The organism is Cupriavidus sp. FW305-F7 (assembly GCF_058782875.1).
Genome location: NZ_JBYSYC010000081.1, coordinates 1 through 18,063 on the forward strand (window position 1 = coordinate 1; position 18,063 = coordinate 18,063).

Below are 18,063 nucleotides of genomic sequence, written 5' to 3' on the forward strand. Positions count from 1 at the left end.
GCCTTGCTTGGCCTCGCTGGCCAGATGGTGCGTCAGTTCGGCGGCAAGCATACGCTCGGCCAACTGCTTCTTGAGCAAGCCGGCCAAGCCTGATTCTTTCGATATCGTCTCATGACCTCAACACACAAGAAATCTGACAGGCTCGTGGTTGCCCGTTCGACCCAGCTACGCTCCCTGTCTGGTGCCTACGTCCACGGACTATTGGACGAACCCGATTAGGCTATTGGCAACCTGCTAACCAGGTCATCGGTGGGACGCCTTCGGCTGCGCTGCGCGCACTCAGTATCGCAGGTCGGGTGCCCAGGCACGGAATGCGTCGCTGCTGGCCCGCCACCTCAAGTGAGAATGAGCGGCGGGCCTCCACTTCTACGTTACAGAGGTCAGCAATGCACCAGTCCAACATCGAACCCGATGCCTTCACCCCACCTCGACTTGATGATTCGCTTTCGTGGTTCAGTCCCGAAACCCGCCGCGCAGCGCGTGAAGACGCGCTGCCTGTTCCTCGGCAACTCTTGCTATTGAATCTGTTGGATCAGGCCGATGCGGTTCCGCGAGGCGCGGCCTGCGTGCTGACGTTGGTTACGCACAGCGAATGTGACGCACAGGAAGAGGGAAGCGTAGCCTTGCGGCCGGCTACGTTGGATGCCTTGCGAGGGCTCTGCCGGGCCTCCCTTGGATTGTTGGCCGACAGGGTAGAAGAAGTCGCGGAGGGAATTGAGGAGGCGATGGTCGGGTAACCAATCGCGGCCCATGATGTCGGGTCGGCGGAAGCAGTTGGCCAAAGTCCGACCTTTCCAAAGCCAGAGATGACTGCATGCGACGCATATCGCATGCAGTTGGCATTCAATGGGAATACCGACACCGCAAGAATCCATCCCGCGCCGTGCCGCCGGGCACGAAGCACGCCGAGGACTCGTCCGGGGAACTGACCTCCCGAAGGGACGGAAGGACCATCTGTGGCCGTGTCTGCATGGGTTCTGCTGGCCGCAATTTTGGTATAAAATTTTATACGGATTGTGGGATGGAGAAAGAGATTCGCTGGGTCGGGTCAGCCTACGACGACCTGCTCGCTTTCCCCGCGGAGGCCCGCCAGCAGGCGGGATTCCAGTTAGGCAAGGTCCAGGCGGGGCTGGAACCAGAAGACTGGAAGCCCTTTGACGACATAGGTACTGGCACTCGCGAGATTCGCCTGCGTGATGCGGGAGGGAATTTCGAGTGATGTACGTCGCCAAGTTCGAGGAAGCCGTGTACGTCCTGCACTGCTTCCAGAAGAAGACGCAGGCGACGAACCTGAAGGACAAGCGCATCGCCGAGGCTCGCTATCGAGCTATCGCCAACGCGAGGAAAGGCAAGTCATGAAGATCGACACTGAGATCCGCCACGTAACCAAGCCAGTCGCCAATCTGTTCCTGGAACTGGGGTTTTCGCCCGAGGAAGCCAAGCGGCTGCAGGCGGCGTCGAAAAAGCAGATCAACGACACGAAGCTGCTCAAGGAACAGCTCATGGCCGAACTGGCGGCATGGATTGAGCAACACCACCTGAAACAGGCGGAGGCCGCCGAGATCCTGAGGGTGTCTCGTCCGCGCGTGTCGGACGTAGTGAACCGAAAGACGGCCAAATTCACCATCGACACGTTGGTTGAAATGTTGAGCCGCATTGGCAAGCCCGTCCGCTTGGCAATCGGCCGGTAAGCCAGGGGCGCGCAGTAGCGGCGCGCCGCAAACCTGGCAAACGTATGCATGAGCCCACTGATTCATTTAGATGGCAGGCGCTGGCCAGTCTCAGTGAATCAGTGGACTAGACTTCTCTCCGTCACCTCGCCCCTACTGCTAGCAGGAAACAGAAGGAAAGCAGCCGCCTGCAGCATCCGCGGCCCTTGCCTTTTACCCTTCCACCTCCGCCCACCCCTGCATCGCCTGCCCGCCAGCATTATCGCCAGTCCACAGCACCAGCCGCCCAGCCTGCGCCGGATCGGCTGCGCCGCCGACGATGATGGTGTCCTGGTCGAACAGCGGCGCCAGCCCGCGGAAGCCAAAGCGGCGCACGCGCGCCTGCGGTTGCTCGCGCGCCACCAGGTCCAGCATCAGCATGGCCTGCATCGGCCCGTGCACCACCAGGCCGGGGTAGCCCTCGACCTCGCGCGTGTACTGGCGGTCATAGTGGATGCGGTGGCCGTTGAAGGTCAGTGCCGAGTAGCGGAACAGCATCACCGGGTCTGCCTGCAGCGTGCGCTGCCACTGCGCGGTCTGCTCCAGGCGCGGGCGCGGCGGCTGCGGCTTGGACGGGTCGGGCATGGCGCGGTAGACGATATCGTGGCGCTCGTTGACGGCAGTCTTGCCGTTGACGGTCAGTTCGTGATCGACGGCGACAAACCACAGTTCACCGGTGCGCCCGGTCTTGTACTGCACGTCCTTGATGGTGGAGGTACGCGTGACGGTATCGCCGATATGCAGCGGATGGCCGAAGGTCAGTTCGCTGCCGGCCCACATGCGGCGCGGCAGCGGCACCGGCGGCATGAAGCCGCCCAGGGTGGGATGGCCGTCGCGTCCCAGTTCATGCTGCGGCGCGCGCGGCAGGAAGTAGAGCCAGTGCCACAGCGGCGGCAGCGGGCCGGCGGCAACGGCCTCGGGGTCGAGGTCGAAGGTGGCGGCGAGGCCGGTCACCGGTTCCGGCGACAGCGTTTCGGTGCGCGATTCGCTGCGGCCGATCCAGCCGCGCAGGCGTTCGAGTTCAGGAGTGGCGTCAGTCATGACAGTAGGCCTTGTAATGCGTGAAGGTTGTCGGGCGGCGGGTTATTGCGCTAGTGCCAGCAGCCGGCGAGCCTGCTCGATCACGGGCCGGTCCACCATCTTGCCATCGACCTGCACCGCATGGCTGCCGCTGGCGGTAGCTTCCAGCACGCGGCGGGCCCAGTCGAGCTGCTCGGGGCTGGGCAAGAAGCCTGCGCGTACCGCGCCCAGCTGGGCCGGGTGGATGCAGAGCTTGCCGGCAAAGCCGAGTTCGCGCGCATAGGCAACGTCGCTGGCCAGCACGGCTTCATCCTTCAGCGCGGTGGTCACGCCGTCGACCGGCGGCGGCAGCCCTGCCACGCGTGAGGCCAGCACGATGCGCGCGCGTGCAAAGGCGAGCGCGTCGCGCGTGTGGCTGCAGCCCAGGTCGACCGCATAGTCGAGCGAGCCGAAGGCAAGACGTGCGACGCCGGTGGCCACGGCGTCGATCTGATGCAGACCGAGCGCGGTTTCGATGATCGCGACAAGCTCGCCCTGCGGGTTGATCGCATGCAGGGCCTGCGCGATGGTGGCCAGCGCTGCGGCATCTTCTGCCTTGGGCACCAGCAGGCCGGCCAGCGCGGTGCCCGGCGGCAGCGCGCGCAGCCAGGCCAGGTCGGCGGCAAAGGATTGCGAGGCGCTGTCGTTGATGCGGACAAAGGCGTTGGCCGCGGGCCGTCCGGCCAGCCAGGCAGCGATGGCTTCGCGCGCGGCGGGCTTGGCGTCCGGATGGACCGCGTCCTCGAGGTCCAGGATCATCACATCGGGGCCGGCGGCCGCGGCCTTGTCGAAGCGTTCCGGCCGGTCGCCCGGCACGAACAGGTAGGTGACTGCAGTGGACATGTCTTGGTTCTCAGCCTGCGGCGGGCAGCCAGTCGTTGACGTTCGGGGCCTGTTCCAGCGCCCACACGCGCTGGATGATGGCACGCATTTCGGCATCGCTTGCGCCGTGGCGGAACGCGCCCAGCTGCAGCGCTTTCGCTTCCAGTTCCGGGCGCGACAGGGTGTTGTCGGGATCGCCCTTCGGTACGTCGACGCGCGCCGCCAGCGTGCGGCCGTCGGTGGTCCTGACGGTCACGCGGCCGATCCACTGGCGCGGGTAGGCGGCGTTGATCTCGGCATCCAGTTCCATGCCGACCTTGCCGCGGAAGGCGGTCACCTTCGGGTCCTGCAGCGCATGCTGCTCGAACTCGCCCAGGCCCGCATGGCCGTGCACGGCCACCAGCCCCAGCACCGTGCCCATCGAGAACTTGGCCTGGTGGATGGTGGTGGGGTTGACCACGGGGCCTAGCACGTCGATGGCGCCCTGGTGCACGTGCGTGGTGACGCTGGCGACCTGGTCGGCGCTGATGCCTTCGCGCTCCATCAGCGCCTTGAGCGCATCGGCGGCCGGGTGCGTGTGGCGGCATGAGGCGAAGAACTTGAACGAGGTCTCGGCGGTGGCCCAGCGCGTGCCCAGGCCGTCGGTCAGGCAGGCGGGGTTGGCATCGCTCGACATGCCGGCAGCCATGCCCTGCGCGCCTTCCAGGATCTGCTTCGCGCCGGTGAAGCCGGCCCGCGCGAGCCACGCCGACTGCAGGCCATCGGCCGCGGCCTTGGCGGTATGCAGCTGCTTGGAGTCGGCGGCGTCGCGCAGGAATTCCCACAGGCCCGCGGCCTGCGTGCCGGCCGAGCCCAGTGCCTGGTTGATGCCTTCTGCATCCAGGCCGTAGAGCTTGGCCACGGCGGCGGCGGCGGCCAGGGTGCCCACCGTGCCGGTGGTGTGGAACACGCGGTAGTGCGAACGGCCCATGAATTCGCCGATGCGGATCCCGGCCTCATAACCGGCGATCGAAGCCAGCAGCACTTCGGCGCCGGTCTTGCCCTCGGCCTGCGCGGCTGCCACCACGGCGGGGAACACCACCGCGGCCGGGTGCAGCACCGAGCCGTTGTGCACGTCGTCCTGCTCGACCACGTGCGAGGAGGCGCCGTTGATCAGCGCGGCAAAGTAGGGCGAGGTGCGGCGGCGGTCCACCAGCACTTCGGCGCCGCCTTGCGCCGGACCCATGGCCGCGGCGAACTCCTGCAGCTTGCGCACGGCGGGCGCGTCCTTGCCGGCGATGGCCGAGGCGATCCAGTCCAGGAACAGGTCCTTGGTGCGCTCGATCACGGGCGCGGGCACGTCGGCCAGCTTGAGGTCGGCCAGGAAGTCGCAAAGCTGGCGGGTCGGGTAGGTGGTGTCTGCGGGTTGGCTCATGCCGGCTCCGGAGATTGAGTAGGGGCTTGCGGAAAGGAAAAATGGCGCCCGGTCTTCCCGGGCGCCGGCATTGGCTCAGATGGTCTGCTTGTCCGCCAGCGCGGCGATGTCGCTGTCGGCGTAGCCTAGCTCGGCCAGGATCTGGCGGCTGTGCGCGCCCAGCGCGGGCACATCGCCCATCACCGGCTCCACGCCCGACAGGTTGGCCGGCGGCAGCAGCGCGCCGATGGTGCCGCCGGGCACCGCGACTTCGCGCCAGCGGTTGCGGGCGGCCAGTTGCGGGTGGTTCCAGACGGCTTCGATGTCGTTCATCGGCGCGTTGGCGATCTGGGCGGCGTCCAGCAGTGCCTCCGCCTGCGACACGGTCATCGCGGCAAAGCGATGCTCGATGATCTCGGTCATCGCGGGGCGGTTCTTGACGCGGCCGGAGTTGGTGGCGAAGCGCTCGTCCTGCAGCAGCTCGGGCTGCTCCAGCACCTTCTCGCAGAAGGCACGCCATTCACGCTCGTTCTGCAGGCCGAAGATCACGCTGCCGCCGTCGCCGGTGCGGTGCACGCCGTACGGCGCGATGGCCGGGTGCGAGGCGCCGAAGCGCGCCGGCGGCGTGCCGCCGTAGTGGCCGAAGTAGAGCGCATAGCCCATCCATTCAGACAGCGCTTCGAGCATGGTGACTTCCACGCGCACGCCCTCACCGGTGCGCCCGCGCTGCAGCAGCGCCGACAGTATGCCGGTGTAGGCGTACATGCCGGCGGCGATGTCGGCAATCGAGATGCCCGCGCGCGACGGCTCGTCGGGGCCGCCGGTGATGCCGATCAGGCCGGCCGCGGCCTGGATCAGCAGGTCATAGGCCTTCTTGTCGCGATAGGGTCCGGCATCGCCATAGCCCGAGATATCGCACACGACCAGCTTGCCGTAGCGGGCGTGCAGGGTGTCGAAATCCAGGCCCATGCGCGCGGCGGCGCCGGGGGCCAGGTTCTGCACCAGCACGTCGGCGTCGGCCAGCAGCTGGTGCAGGACCTTCTGCGCCTCGTCCTGCTTCAGGTCCAGCGTCAGGCTTTCCTTGCCGCGGTTGAGCCAGACGAAGTGCGAGGCCTGGCCATGCACGGTCTCGTCATAGCCGCGGGCAAAGTCGCCCGCGCCGGGGCGCTCGACCTTGATCACGCGCGCGCCCAGGTCGGCCAGCTGGCGCGTGGCGAAGGGCGCGGCCACGGCGTGCTCGAGCGAGACCACGCGGATGCCGTCGAGCGGGCGGATACCTTTGGGGGAATGGGACATGCAGGGGCCTTAGAACGAACGCGGCAGCTCAAGCACATGCTCGGCCACGTAGGACAGGATCAGGTTGGTCGAGATCGGCGCCACCTGGTACAGGCGCGTCTCGCGGAACTTGCGTTCGATGTCGTACTCGGCGGCAAAGCCGAAGCCGCCGTGCGTCTGCAGGCAGACGTTGGCCGCTTCCCACGAGGCGTCGGCGGCCAGCAGCTTCGAGATATTGGCTTCCTTGCCGCACGGCTTGCCGGCGTCGAACAATTGCGACGCCTTGTAGCGCATCAGGCTGGCGGCCTCGACATTGATGTAGGAGCGCGCGATCGGGAACTGCACGGCCTGGTTCTGGCCGATCGGACGGTCGAACACGATGCGGTCGCGCGCATAGTTGCTGGCGCGCTCGACAAACCAGTAGCCGTCGCCGATGCACTCGGCGGCGATCAGGATGCGCTCGGCGTTGAGGCCGTCAAGGATGTACTTCAGGCCCTTGCCTTCCTCGCCGATCAGGTTTTCTGCGGGGACTTCCAGGTTGTCGAAGAACAGCTCGTTGGTCTCGTGGTTGACCATGTTACGGATCGGCTTGACCGTCAGGCCCTTGCCGATGGCATCGCGCAGGTCCACCACAAACACCGACAGGCCTTCGGATTTGCGCTTGACCTGATCCAGCGGCGTGGTGCGCGCCAGCAGCAGCATCAGGTCCGAATGCTGCACGCGCGAAATCCATACCTTCTGGCCATTGACGATGTACTTGTCGCCCTGGCGCACCGCGGTGGTCTTGAGCTTGGTGGTATCGGTGCCGGTGGTGGGTTCGGTCACGGCCATCGACTGCATGCGCAGCTCGCCCGAGGCGATGCCCGGCAGCCAGCGCTGTTTCTGCGCTTCGGAGCCGTGGCGCAGCAGGCAGCCCATCACGTACATCTGGCCGTGGCAGGCGCCGGAATTGCCGCCGCTGCGGTTGATTTCTTCCATGATGACCGAGGCCGCGGTCAACGACAGGCCCGAGCCGCCATAGGCTTCGGGGATCAGCGCCGACAGCCAGCCTGCCTGGGTCAGCGCCTGGACAAAGGTCTCAGGAAAGGCGTTCTGCTCTTCCACCCGTTGCCAGTACGCCGAATCGAAGCCGGCGCAGAGGTCGCGCACCGCTTCGCGGATTTCGGGGTACAGCTGGTCTGGATCCGGATGTGCGTGCATGGGGTAGCCCCGCTCAGATTGAATGGGGCCATTATTCCCGAGCCCCCGGCACGCTGAAATTCGGATTTGCGAAAGAGCGGCTTAGGTGGGCCGGAAGCGGGGGCGGCGGAAGCTGCATGCGGCGCCGGGCGCCTGTAGATGCGCAAGAGGCCGGCGCAGCGGCCTCTTGCGAAGGGATGGCAGGCAGGCCGGGCCTGGGAATCAGTGCATAAACAGCCAGATCAGGACGAGGATGAAGGCCGGGACGCCAAGCAGCCAGGCGAGTAGATAGGGCATGATGCAACTCCTGTTGATGACGGTAATCAGTGATTCCAATATAGGAACGCCTCCATGGCGGCACTGTCGGGGAGCTTCCGCTTGCGGTGTAGGACGCAGCCGCGCGCACCTGGCGGGCGGCCCGAACGATGTGGCGCCAGCGCCTTGCGGCCCGCCGGCCCGGTTGCCGGCGGGCCATCCCGTGCTACGCTCAGGTCTGCACCAAAGCACCCGGAGGCGAGCCATGGACGGGGTCTGGTCTGAAGTTTTCAGGGTCTTGCGCGCCGAGTTCGCCGATGTGCCGGACGCTGGCGAGGCCACCCGCATCCTGACGCGCCTGTTCATGGCGATGCTGCTGGGCGGCCTGATCGGCTATCAGCGCGAGGTCTCCGGCAAGGCAGCGGGGCTGCGCACCCATATGCTGGTGGCGCTGGGCTCGGCGCTGTTCGTGCTGGTGCCGCTGCAGGCCGGGGTGCCGCTGGGCGACATCAGCCGCGTGCTGCAGGGGCTGATTGCCGGCATCGGTTTCCTTGGCGCCGGCGCGATCCTGAAGCACAGCGACGAAGCCCACATCGAGGGCCTGACCACCGCGGCCAGCATCTGGATGGTCGCGGCCATCGGCGTGGCTGCTGGCCTGGGGCGCGATACCACTGCGCTGATCGCCACCATCTTCACGCTGGTCATCCTGCAGGTCCTGCATCGCTGGAAATAGCGCACCCGCACCCGGCGCATCCGGCACCCGTGCCGCCTCGCGTGCGCCGGTCTGTTCGCTTGCCCGCCAATTTGCGCCATTTGCCACGGCAATGCGCGCCAGCGCACGCTGCCCGCGCGCGGCGCGCCCTATGCTGTGGCACAGGTTGCGCCGCGATCCACAGGCGCAGCCGTGGCAGAGCAGGGGGAGGTAGCGATGAAATCATCAATTCGTGACGACGCGGCGCTGGCCGCATTCGTGGGGCCGCGCTATGCGTACTACAGCCAGCGCTGGTCCCTGGCCGAGACGCGCGGCGGCATGTCGTGGAACTGGGCGGCGTGCCTGCTGGGACCGTTCTGGATGGCCTACCGGCGCATGTACTGGCAGGTGGGGGTCTTTGCGCTGATCGTCTGCGCCGAGCCTGTGCTGCACGCGCTGTTCGGGCTGAAGATGCCGCTGGCAGTCCGGCCGATGCTGTATGCCATGGCGCTGCTGCTGGGCATGTATGGCAACCAGATCTACCGCTGGCATGCCGAGGCGACCATCCGGCACCTGCGCGAGTACCATTTTTCACCGGAACTGGTGTACGACTCGCTGACGCGCAGTGGCCGCACCAGCTGGCCCGGTGTGTTCGCCATGGCCCTGCTGCTGGTGGTGATGGCGGTGTCGCTGAGCCCGCTGGCGGGGCTGGTGGTGCAGGGCAGCGGGCTGGCCTCCGGCTGAACGGCCGACGACTTACCCGTCTTACACTGGCTCGCGCGCCGCGTCGACCAGGTACTGGATCAGCGTTTCGGCAAACTGGGGCAGTTCGCGCCCCGGGCGGCGCACCAGGCGCAGCTCGCGCTTGGCCCATTCGTCTTCCAGCTGGATAAAGCGCAGCACCTTGCGGCTGGCGTAGCGGCGCGCGCAGCTGTTGGGCACGATGGCGATGCCCGCGCCGGCCTCGACCATGCGGCATACGGCATCGAAGCTGCCCACCTGGATGCGCAGGCTGATGCGCTTGCCCATGCCGCCGGCGATGCGGTCCAGGAACGACTGGATCGCGCTGAACTGGTTCAGGCCGACAAAACGGCAGGTATCGAGCAGGTCGGCGAAATGCAGCCGCTTGAAGGCGGGCAGCGGGTGGTTGACCGGTGCGATCACGATCAGTTCGTCGCTGCACAGGTGCATCGCGTCCAGGTCCTGGGTGGCGACTTCACCGGCCACGATGCCCAGGTCGGCGGCGCCGGCGCTGATCGCCGAGACGATTTCCTGCGACAGGTGCTCTTCCAGCTCGATGTCCACGTCCGGGTTCTCGCTCAGGAAGCGCGATACGCCGGTGGCCAGGAACGAGTTGGTGGCGGTGGTGTTGGCCAGCAGCCGCACGCGGCCCTTGACGCCCTTGGCATAGGGCCGCAGGTCGGCGTGCAGGCATTCCAGTTCGCGGAAGACCTCGCGCGCGTGGCGCAGCAGCGCATCGCCCGCCGGCGTCAGGCGCACACCCTTGACCTGGCGGATCAGCAATTGTGTCTGGAACGCCTCTTCCAGCTGCTTGATCCGGGTGCTGGCCGCGGGCAGCGACAGGAAGCTGCGTTCGGCCGCGCGGGTCAGGTTCTCCGTCTCGCCGACGTTCAGGAAGAGGCGGAGGTCGGTCAGGTCGTAATGCATGGGCTTCCGTCAGGCCAAAGGCCAGTTTTGTGATTCGTGAATTCCAAAGTCTCGGCCGTCAATTTATCGTATCCACTGCGGCGTGGACATCCGGATTGACCGCATCGGCGGGCGATGCCCGCGGCGCAGGGGTGTTTCGCCGGGTTTGCGGTCGGTGACCGCACAAAAAAGTATTCAGAGGAGCAGCGCAATGAGCGGTTTGATGGCAGGCAAGGTCGCCCTGGTGACGGGCGCAGGTGGTGGAATCGGGCGCGGCATCGCGCTGGCACTGGCCGCCGCCGGCGCCAAGGTGGTGGTGAATGACCTCGGCGTGTCGATGACCGGCGAGGGCGGCGACGCTGGCCCCGCACAGCGCGTGGTGGAGGAAATCCGCGCCGCCGGCGGCGAGGCCGTGGCCAATACCGACAGCGTGTCGACCTGGAACGGCGCCAATGCCATCGTGCAATGCGCGCTGGACAACTTCGGCCGCATCGACGCCGTGGTCAACAACGCCGGCAACCTGCGCGACCGCATGTTCTTCAAGATGAATGAAGAAGAATGGCGCTCGGTGATCGACGTGCACCTGCACGGCACCTTCTTCGTCAGCCGCGCCGCGGCCAACTACTTCAAGGACCAGGAGAGCGGCGCCTACGTGCACATGACCTCCACCTCCGGCCTGATCGGCAACCTGGGCCAGGCCAACTATTCGGCGGCCAAGCTGGGCATTGCCGCGTTGTCCAAGTCGATCGCGCTGGACATGCAGCGCTTCAACGTGCGCTCGAACTGCATCGCGCCGTTCGCCTGGAGCCGCATGACCAGCTCGATCCCGGCCGAAACGCCGGAAGAAAAGGCACGCGTGGCCAAGCTGCAGAAGATGGAAGCCGGCAAGATCGCGCCGGTGGCGGTCTACCTTGCCAGCCCGGCCGCCAGCGAAGTCAACGGCCAGATCTTCGCGGTGCGCGCCAACGAAATCATCCTGATGAGCCAGCCGCGCCCGGTGCGCTCGGTGCATATGAGCGATGGCTGGACGCCTGAGACCGTGGGCGAGATCGCCATGCCGGCCATGCGCAACAGCTTCTTCAAGCTGGAGCGTTCGCCCGACGTGATCAGCTGGGACCCGATCTGATGGCGGGCAGCCAGGCCCCGACGCACGGCGCGCTTGCCGGCGTGCGGGTGCTGGACCTGTCGCGCATCCTGGCCGGTCCCTGGTGCGCGCAGAACCTAGCGGACCTGGGCGCCGAGGTCATCAAGGTGGAGCGGCCCGGCGCGGGCGACGACACCCGTTCGTGGGGGCCGCCCTGGCTGCCCGGCGCGGACGGGCAGCCGTCGCGCGACGCCACCTACTTTGCCGGTGCCAACCGCGGCAAGCAGTCGGTGACGCTCGATATCGCCAGCCCGCAAGGGCAGGAGATCGCGCGGCAACTGGCGGCGAAGTCGCAGATCGTGCTGGAGAACTACAAGGTCGGCGACCTGAAGCGTTACGGGCTGGACTATGACAGCCTCAAGGCGATCAACCCGTCCATCGTCTACTGCTCGATCACGGGCTACGGCCAGACTGGGCCGAGCGCGCACAAGCCCGGCTATGACTTCATCTTCCAGGGCCTGGGCGGCCTGATGAGCGTCACCGGCGAGCGCGACGACCTGCCCGGCGGCGGGCCGCAGAAGGTGGGCGTGGCGGTGGTCGACATGCTGACCGGCATGTATGCCACCGTGGCCGTGCTGGCCGCCTTGCGCCATGCCGAACGCACCGGCGAGGGCCAGCATATCGACATGGCCCTGCTCGATGCGGTGGTGGCGGTCGGCGCCACGCCGATCATCGCCCAGCGCGTGACCGGCAAGGCCATGCCGCGCTACGGCAACGCGCACGCCAATATGGTGCCCTACCATGTGTTCGCCACCGCCGACGGCTACATGATCGTCGCGGCCGGCAACGACGGGCAGTGGCAGGCGTATTGCCGCGGCGTCGAGCGTCCCGACCTGGCCGCCGACGAGCGCTTTGCCACCGGCCCCGGCCGCATCATCCATCGCGACACGCTGGTGCCGCTGCTTGAGGCGCATATGCGCACGCGGCCGACGGCGCACTGGGTGCAGGCACTGGAAGCGCAGGGCATCCCGTGCGGGCCGATCAACGACTACGGCCAGGTGCTGGAAGACCCGCAGGTGCGGCATCGCGAGCTGCAGGTCGACCTGGTGCGCGACGATGGCAGCCTGTGCCCGACCGTCAAGAGCCCGCTGCGGCTGTCCGCGACCCCGGTGCAATACGACGCCCCGCCGCCGCGGCTGGGCGAGCATACCGGGCAGGTGCTGGAATCGGTGCTGGGCCTGTCGGCCGAGCGCATCGCCAGGCTGCGCGAGCAAGGCGTGGTCTGACTGGTGACGGGTGCCTGGCAGGCAACTGCCGGGCACCGCCTGCTTCCGGGCGGATCACCAGGCCTCTGCACAAAGTCCCCCCATCGCCTAGGCTGTCTGGGTAGCGGCCCGAACCGTGATCCCCGGGTTCCCCACAGGAGACAGCCATGAACGAAGAGACCTTCAACCTCAGCATCCGCAAGTTCCTGAAGGTGGTCGGCGTCAGCTCACAGCGCGAGATCGAACAGGCGATAGCCAGGGCCATGGCCGACGGTACCATCGCCGGCAATGAGCACTTGCCGGTGTCGGTGACGCTGGAACTGGCGGGTGTCAAGCTCCAGGCGCGCTTTGAGGGTGAAATCCAGCTTGAGTAAGGCGGTCATGGCGGTGCTCGTTTTGGTTCTGTTTCTTGCGTGAAACGCCAAAAGGATGACCCCGCCCGGTCCTTTTGTTGCGCCATCTGATCCATCCGCAGTATGGGCGCGCAGGGCCCCTTCACATATTCTTCCCGGAAACGTCGAACCAATGGGACCGGGGGGACACCATGGCTGGATGCAGCGAGCGCATGCCTTGCGCAGGGGGCGCGGTATGCGCAGGCCGTGCAACGCGACGTGCGCAAGCGTGGGTTGCACGCCACCGCACGGGCCACGGGCCACTCTGAAGCGCGGGGGGCCGTTGCCATGCATGCCGCCGCCACTACGCCCGCAAGGAACATCGAGGACACCGGCTGGAACCTGCCGGATCCGGCAGGTCGGCACGCGCGCCCCGATGATCCGCTGCTGGCGTGCCTGCTCTGGCTGGCCCGGCGCTTCCAGCGGCCAGTCGCGGCCGAAGCCCTGATTGCGGGCCTGCCGCTGGAGGCGGATCGCCTGACCCCTGCCTTGTTTCCACGCGCGGCCGCACGCGCCGGCATGTCGGCGCGGCTGGTCAAGCGCCCGCTGGACGACATCCCGGACCTGGTGCTGCCCGCCATCCTGCTGCTCGACCAGAGCGAGGCCTGCGTATTGCTGCGCCGTGGCGACGAGGGCATGCTGCTGGTCTCGCAGCCGGAGTGGGGCGACGGCGAGCAGCCGGTCCGCCAGGAAGACTTGCTGGCCCGGTACACCGGCCATGCCATCTTCGCCCGGCCCGCGCACCGCTTCGAGGCGGCGGGCGATGCCGGGCCGGCGTCGCCGCATGGATGGTTCTGGGGCGTGATGCGCCAGTCGTGGCCGCTCTATGGCGAGGTGCTGGTTGCCTCGCTGCTGCTCAGCCTGTTCGCGCTGGTCATGCCGCTGTTCACCATGAACGTCTATGACCGCGTGGTGCCGAACCATGCGCTGGAAACGCTGTGGGCGCTGGCCATCGGTGTGGGCCTGGTGCTTGGCTTCGAACTGGTGATGCGTACGTTGCGGGGCTATTTTGTCGACGTGGCGGGCCGGCGCATCGATGTCACGGTCTCCGCGACGGTGTTCGAGAAGGTGCTGGGCATCGAGATGAAGGCGCGGCCGGCGTCGGTGGGCAGCCTGAGCAGCCAGCTGCATGAATTCGAGTCGGTGCGCGAGTTCCTGACCTCGGCCACCATCACGACCCTGGTCGACCTTCCGTTCGCCGCGGTCTTCATTGCGGCCATGTTCTGGGTCGGTGGCCCGCTGGCCTGGGTGCCGCTGCTGGCGGTGCCGCTGGTGATCGGCACCAGCCTGCTGCTGCAGGGGCCGCTGTCGCGCGCGGTACGCGCCAGCAGCGCCTGCGCGGCCCAGCGCCAGGCCGCACTGGTCGAAACCCTGGTGGGGCTGGAGACCATCAAGACCAGCGGTGCCGAAGGTGCCGCCCAGCGCAAATGGGAGCAGGTGGTCGGGCAGATGGCGCAACTGGGACTGCGGGCGCGGCTGCTCTCCGCCTGCGTGATCAACCTTTCGCTGTTCGTCCAGCAGGCCGCCACGCTGGTGGTGGTGGTGATCGGTGTCTACCTGATCGCCGACGACCGGCTGACCACGGGCGGCCTGATTGCCTGCACCATCCTTGCCGGCCGCGCGCTGGCGCCGCTCTCGCAAGTGGCCGGGCTGACCACCCGTTATCACCAGGCGCGCACTGCGCTGGCCGGCATTGACCGCATGATGGCGCTGCCCGTCGAGCGCCCGCCCGGCAAGCATTTCCTGCACCGCCCGCCGCTGCGCGGCGAAATCGAGTTCCGGCAGGTCAGCTTTCGCTATCCGGGCCGCGACATCGCGGCACTGGATGGGGTCTCGTTCCGCATTGGCAGCGGCGAGCGGGTTGGCCTGATCGGCCGCATCGGCTCAGGCAAGACCACCATCGAAAAGCTGATCCTCGGCCTGTACGCACCGGATGCCGGCACCGTACTGGTCGACGGCGCAGAGGTGCGCCAGCTGGACCCGGCCGCGTTGCGGCGCGACATCGGCTATGTGCCGCAGGACGTGATGCTGTTCAGCGGGACGCTGCGCGACAACATCGTGATGGGCGCCCCGTACGCCGACGACGAAGCCGTGCTGCGCGCGGCGCGCCTGGGCGGCGTGAGCGACTTTGTCGATCGCCTGCCGGACGGCTATGACTTGCGCCTGGGAGAGCGCGGCGAAGGCCTTTCGGGCGGCCAGCGCCAGGCCATTGCCATTGCCCGTGCCGAGTTGCTGCAGCCGCCGCTGCTGCTGCTCGACGAACCCAGCAGCGCCATGGACAACCGTACCGAGGAGCAGTTCAAGGCGCGCCTGGCCTTAGCGCTGGGCGGGCGCACGCTGATCCTGGTCACGCATCGCGGCTCGCTGCTCAGCCTGGTCGATCGCCTGATCGTGATGGACCAGGGCCGCATCGTCGCCGATGGCCCCAAGGCCGAAGTCCTGAATGCGCTCGCGGGGAGGAAGCTCCATGTCGCTTCAGCCTGATCCGCAACGCATGGGGCCAGTGCGGCGCCTGATCGCCGCGCTGAGGCCGCGTGCCGACGACACCGCCTTCATGTGCGAGCGCGATGCGGCCGCGCTGGCGCAACCGCGCTATTTCACGCACTGGATCCTCTGGTCCGCCCTGGTCTTCGTGCTGGTGGCGCTGGCCTGGGCCGCGCTGGCGCAGGTGGACGAGGTGGCCGTGGGCGAGGGCAAGGTGATCCCGTCGAGCCAGGTGCAGGTGGTGCAGAACCTCGAAGGCGGGATCATCGCCGAGATCATGGTGCGACCGGGGCAGGTGGTGAACAAGGACCAGCCGCTGATGCGCATCGACGATACCCGCTTCACGGCTTCCTACCAGGAAGGCCGCACCAGGGACGATGCGCTGGTGGCACGCATTGCGCGCCTGAGCGCCGAGGCCGACGGCACGGCGTTCGTGGCGAGCGCGCCGGCCGATGCCGAGGGCCGCCGCTTCGTGTCCGAGGAGCGCGCGCTGTTCGAGTCGCGCAAGCGCGCGTTCGATGCCAATCTCGCCGTGCTGCGCCAGCAGTCAGAGCAACGGCGGCAGGAGCTGACCGAGAAGCGCTCGCGCGAGCAGCAACTGCGGCAGAGCCATCGGCTGGTGGCGCAGGAGCTGGCCATGATGCGCCCGATGGTGGCGCAGGGCGTGGTGTCCGAGGTCGACCTGCTGCGGCTTGAGCGCCAGGCCAATGACCTGAAAGGCGAGCTCGAGGCCGCGCGGCTCGCCATGCCGCGCCTGGAGGCCGCCTACCGCGAGAGCCAGCAGAAGGCCGACGAACTGGGCACGCATTATCGCGCCGAGGCCATGAAAGAGCTCAACCAGGCCAAGGCCGAACAGGCCGCGCAGAGCGCCACCAACACGGCGCTGCAGGACCGCGTCGATCGCACCCTGGTGCGCGCCCCGCTTGCCGGCGTCATCAAGCAGATCAAGATCAATACCGTGGGCGGCGTGGTGCAGCCCGGCATGGACCTGCTGGAGATCGTCCCGCTGGAAGACACGCTGTTGGTCGAGGCGCGCGTGCGGCCTGCCGACATTGCCTTCCTGCGGCCCGGCCAGCCGGCGGTGGTCAAGCTGTCGGCCTACGACTTTTCGATCTATGGCGGCTTTGCCGGCACCGTGGAGCATATCAGCGCCGATACGCTGACACCGGAGCGCCCGGGCGAGCGCCCGGAAAGCTACTACCTGGTGCGCGTGCGCACGCGCGACAACCGGCCAGGCGGCAGTGCCGTGCAGGTACCCATCCTGCCCGGCATGGTGGCCACGGTCGATGTGCTGACCGGGCAGAAGACGGTGCTCCATTACCTGCTCAAGCCCATCATCAAGACCAGGGAACTGGCGTTCCGGGAACGATAAGAACGGGGCGGACTGCCCACGACGATAACAAGCAAGGCATGGCCGGCAGGCCGGCATTCAGGACGGAGAGTAATCATGGCAACCCTGACAGGTAGCAACGGCAGCGACAGCATCAGCGGCACCACGTCCGCCGACACCATCCTGAGCGGCAATGGCAATGACTACGTCAGCGCCGGCGATGGCAACGACTATGTCGATGCCGGCAACGGCGACGATATCGTCGAAGGCGGCAGCGGCGACGACACGCTGCTGGGCGCCAACGGCAAGGACCGCGTGTTCGGCGGGCTCGGCAATGACAACTTGTCGGGTGGCAACGGCACCGACGCGGTCTATGGCGGCAGCGGCGATGACGTGATCGGCAGCATCGACGGCTCGTCGGCGCTTTACACCGGCGACAATGGCGGCGATACGCTGTATGGCGACGGCTACGACAGCTACGCCGACTACCTGCTCGGTGCCGGCCATGAGTCAGCCCGGCCGGGTAACGACCGCATCTATGGCGGCAACGGCGACGACCTGATCTACGGGGACAACGGCAACAATGCCGCCCTGGGCGGCGATGACATCATCGCCGGTGGCAACGGCAAGGACACCATCTACGGTGAAGGCGGCAACGACAAGATCGCCGGCGGGGCAGGCGGCGATACCCTGAGCGGCGGCAGCGGCGCTGACGTCTTTGTCTATAACGCTGTCTCCGACTCCACCGCGGCCGGCATTGATGTGATCACCGACTTCCAGCGCGGCGTGGACCACCTCGACTTGCGGCCCGTGCTGGGCGACACTGGCTTTGAATGGGGTGGCCGCCAGCCCACGGCCCACGGCGCCTGGTTCCAGCAATCGGGGGGCAATACCTATGTCTACGTGGATGTCGACGGCAATCCCGTCACGGCGGAAATGGTCATCAAGCTCAACGGCCTGCACGAACTGAGCAAGTCGGACTTCGCTGGCTACGACAACCATGCGCCAACGGCAGTGGCCGATACCCACGCGATCGGCGAGAACAACTCTCCGAATCCGATCACCGGCAATGTGCTGTCGAACGACAGCGACGTCGATGCGGGCAACGTGCTGGCCGTGGCCAATCCCGGCACCTATGCCGGCCAGTACGGCACGCTGACGCTCCACACCGACGGCAGCTACAGCTATGAGTTGGACAACGGCAATGGCCAGGTGCAGGCATTGCGGCAGGGCCAGCAAGTCCAGGACACGTTCAACTATGAGGTGTCCGACGGGCAGGCCGGTGCGGCTTCTTCGCTGAGCATCCGGATTACGGGTGCCAACGATGGAGCCACCATCACGGCCTCAGCCAGTGAAGACAAGGCGGTCACCGAAGCCGGCGGCGCAGGCAATGCTGAAACTGGCGACGCATCCGCCAGCGGCAAGCTGACGGTCACTGACGTCGATACCGGTGAAGCACACTTCGCCGCGGTGGCGCC

At 67.1% G+C, this 18,063-nt stretch carries 16 protein-coding genes and 1 pseudogene; 11 read left to right on the forward strand and 6 right to left on the reverse strand.

Going from position 1 to position 18,063, the window contains the following annotated elements:
- Window positions 1–386: 386 nt before the first annotated feature.
- The 3 genes and pseudogenes from AC3WL8_RS38295 to AC3WL8_RS38305 all read left to right on the forward strand — a co-directional run bounded on the left by AC3WL8_RS38295 (window position 387) and on the right by AC3WL8_RS38305 (window position 1,691).
- The gene (locus AC3WL8_RS38295) at window positions 387–737 is read left to right on the forward strand and encodes a hypothetical protein (RefSeq protein ID WP_211979706.1); all 351 of its coding nucleotides are present in this window, start codon (window positions 387–389) and stop codon (window positions 735–737) included.
- A 284-nt stretch (window positions 738–1,021) separates the two neighbouring features.
- Window positions 1,022–1,359, forward strand: a pseudogene (locus AC3WL8_RS38300) (type II toxin-antitoxin system RelE/ParE family toxin).
- On the forward strand, window positions 1,356–1,691 hold the full coding sequence (locus AC3WL8_RS38305) for a helix-turn-helix domain-containing protein (protein ID WP_211979707.1): 336 nt from the start codon (window positions 1,356–1,358) through the stop codon (window positions 1,689–1,691). The pseudogene AC3WL8_RS38300 and the gene AC3WL8_RS38305 overlap by 4 nt, the downstream one beginning before the upstream one ends.
- Window positions 1,692–1,883: 192 nt before the next feature.
- On the opposite strand, the gene AC3WL8_RS38310 is transcribed toward AC3WL8_RS38305, so the two are convergent.
- The 5 genes from AC3WL8_RS38310 to AC3WL8_RS38330 all read right to left on the reverse strand — a co-directional run bounded on the left by AC3WL8_RS38310 (window position 1,884) and on the right by AC3WL8_RS38330 (window position 7,458).
- Complete coding sequence (locus tag AC3WL8_RS38310) at window positions 1,884–2,750, reverse strand: HTD2 family dehydratase (protein WP_013952324.1); 867 nt, start codon at window positions 2,748–2,750, stop codon at window positions 1,884–1,886.
- Window positions 2,751–2,792: 42 nt separating this feature from the next.
- Window positions 2,793–3,611 carry an HpcH/HpaI aldolase/citrate lyase family protein gene (locus AC3WL8_RS38315; RefSeq protein WP_013952325.1) on the reverse strand — a complete coding sequence of 273 codons (819 nt, stop codon included), beginning with the start codon at window positions 3,609–3,611 and terminating at the stop codon, window positions 2,793–2,795.
- 10 nt (window positions 3,612–3,621) lie between these two features.
- The gene (locus AC3WL8_RS38320) at window positions 3,622–5,004 is read right to left on the reverse strand and encodes an MmgE/PrpD family protein (RefSeq protein WP_013952326.1); all 1,383 of its coding nucleotides are present in this window, start codon (window positions 5,002–5,004) and stop codon (window positions 3,622–3,624) included.
- Between the two features lie 75 nt (window positions 5,005–5,079).
- Window positions 5,080–6,279, reverse strand: coding sequence for a CaiB/BaiF CoA transferase family protein (locus tag AC3WL8_RS38325; protein WP_013952327.1), 1,200 nt, complete (start codon window positions 6,277–6,279; stop codon window positions 5,080–5,082).
- A 9-nt stretch (window positions 6,280–6,288) separates the two neighbouring features.
- Window positions 6,289–7,458: an acyl-CoA dehydrogenase family protein gene (locus AC3WL8_RS38330; protein WP_211979708.1), complete on the reverse strand. Its 1,170-nt coding sequence runs from the start codon at window positions 7,456–7,458 to the stop codon at window positions 6,289–6,291.
- A 499-nt stretch (window positions 7,459–7,957) separates the two neighbouring features.
- On the opposite strand from AC3WL8_RS38330, the gene AC3WL8_RS38335 reads away from it, so the two are divergent.
- Both AC3WL8_RS38335 and AC3WL8_RS38340 read left to right on the forward strand, forming a co-directional pair.
- Window positions 7,958–8,425 (forward strand): MgtC/SapB family protein, encoded by a 468-nt coding sequence (locus AC3WL8_RS38335; protein WP_153953811.1) that lies wholly within the window; start codon window positions 7,958–7,960, stop codon window positions 8,423–8,425.
- A 195-nt stretch (window positions 8,426–8,620) separates the two neighbouring features.
- Entirely contained in the window at window positions 8,621–9,127 is a 507-nt protein-coding gene (locus AC3WL8_RS38340; protein WP_492380113.1) for a DUF2628 domain-containing protein, read from the forward strand.
- A gap of 21 nt (window positions 9,128–9,148) precedes the next feature.
- Here the strand turns inward: AC3WL8_RS38340 and AC3WL8_RS38345 are convergent, their stop codons facing one another.
- Complete coding sequence (locus tag AC3WL8_RS38345; protein ID WP_010813949.1) at window positions 9,149–10,051, reverse strand: LysR family transcriptional regulator; 903 nt, start codon at window positions 10,049–10,051, stop codon at window positions 9,149–9,151.
- Window positions 10,052–10,241: 190 nt separating this feature from the next.
- Here AC3WL8_RS38345 and AC3WL8_RS38350 point away from each other — a divergent pair, with 190 nt between their 5' ends.
- From AC3WL8_RS38350 to AC3WL8_RS38375, 6 genes are all read left to right on the forward strand, one after another.
- Window positions 10,242–11,156, forward strand: a complete 915-nt coding sequence (locus AC3WL8_RS38350) for an SDR family NAD(P)-dependent oxidoreductase (protein WP_436223941.1) — start codon at window positions 10,242–10,244, stop codon at window positions 11,154–11,156.
- Complete coding sequence (locus AC3WL8_RS38355; protein ID WP_153953809.1) at window positions 11,156–12,400, forward strand: CaiB/BaiF CoA transferase family protein; 1,245 nt, start codon at window positions 11,156–11,158, stop codon at window positions 12,398–12,400. The genes AC3WL8_RS38350 and AC3WL8_RS38355 overlap by 1 nt, the downstream gene beginning before the upstream one ends.
- 146 nt (window positions 12,401–12,546) lie before the next feature.
- Window positions 12,547–12,753 (forward strand): DUF6494 family protein, encoded by a 207-nt coding sequence (locus AC3WL8_RS38360; RefSeq protein ID WP_010813946.1) that lies wholly within the window; start codon window positions 12,547–12,549, stop codon window positions 12,751–12,753.
- Between the two features lie 306 nt (window positions 12,754–13,059).
- Complete coding sequence (locus AC3WL8_RS38365; protein WP_492380114.1) at window positions 13,060–15,255, forward strand: type I secretion system permease/ATPase; 2,196 nt, start codon at window positions 13,060–13,062, stop codon at window positions 15,253–15,255.
- Window positions 15,239–16,627, forward strand: coding sequence for an HlyD family type I secretion periplasmic adaptor subunit (locus AC3WL8_RS38370; protein WP_013952333.1), 1,389 nt, complete (start codon window positions 15,239–15,241; stop codon window positions 16,625–16,627). Before AC3WL8_RS38365 ends, AC3WL8_RS38370 begins: the two co-directional genes overlap by 17 nt.
- Before the next feature lie 75 nt (window positions 16,628–16,702).
- Window positions 16,703–18,063, forward strand: a 1,361-nt coding sequence (locus AC3WL8_RS38375) for a VCBS domain-containing protein (protein WP_492380115.1), incomplete at its 3' end; no start/stop codon positions are given.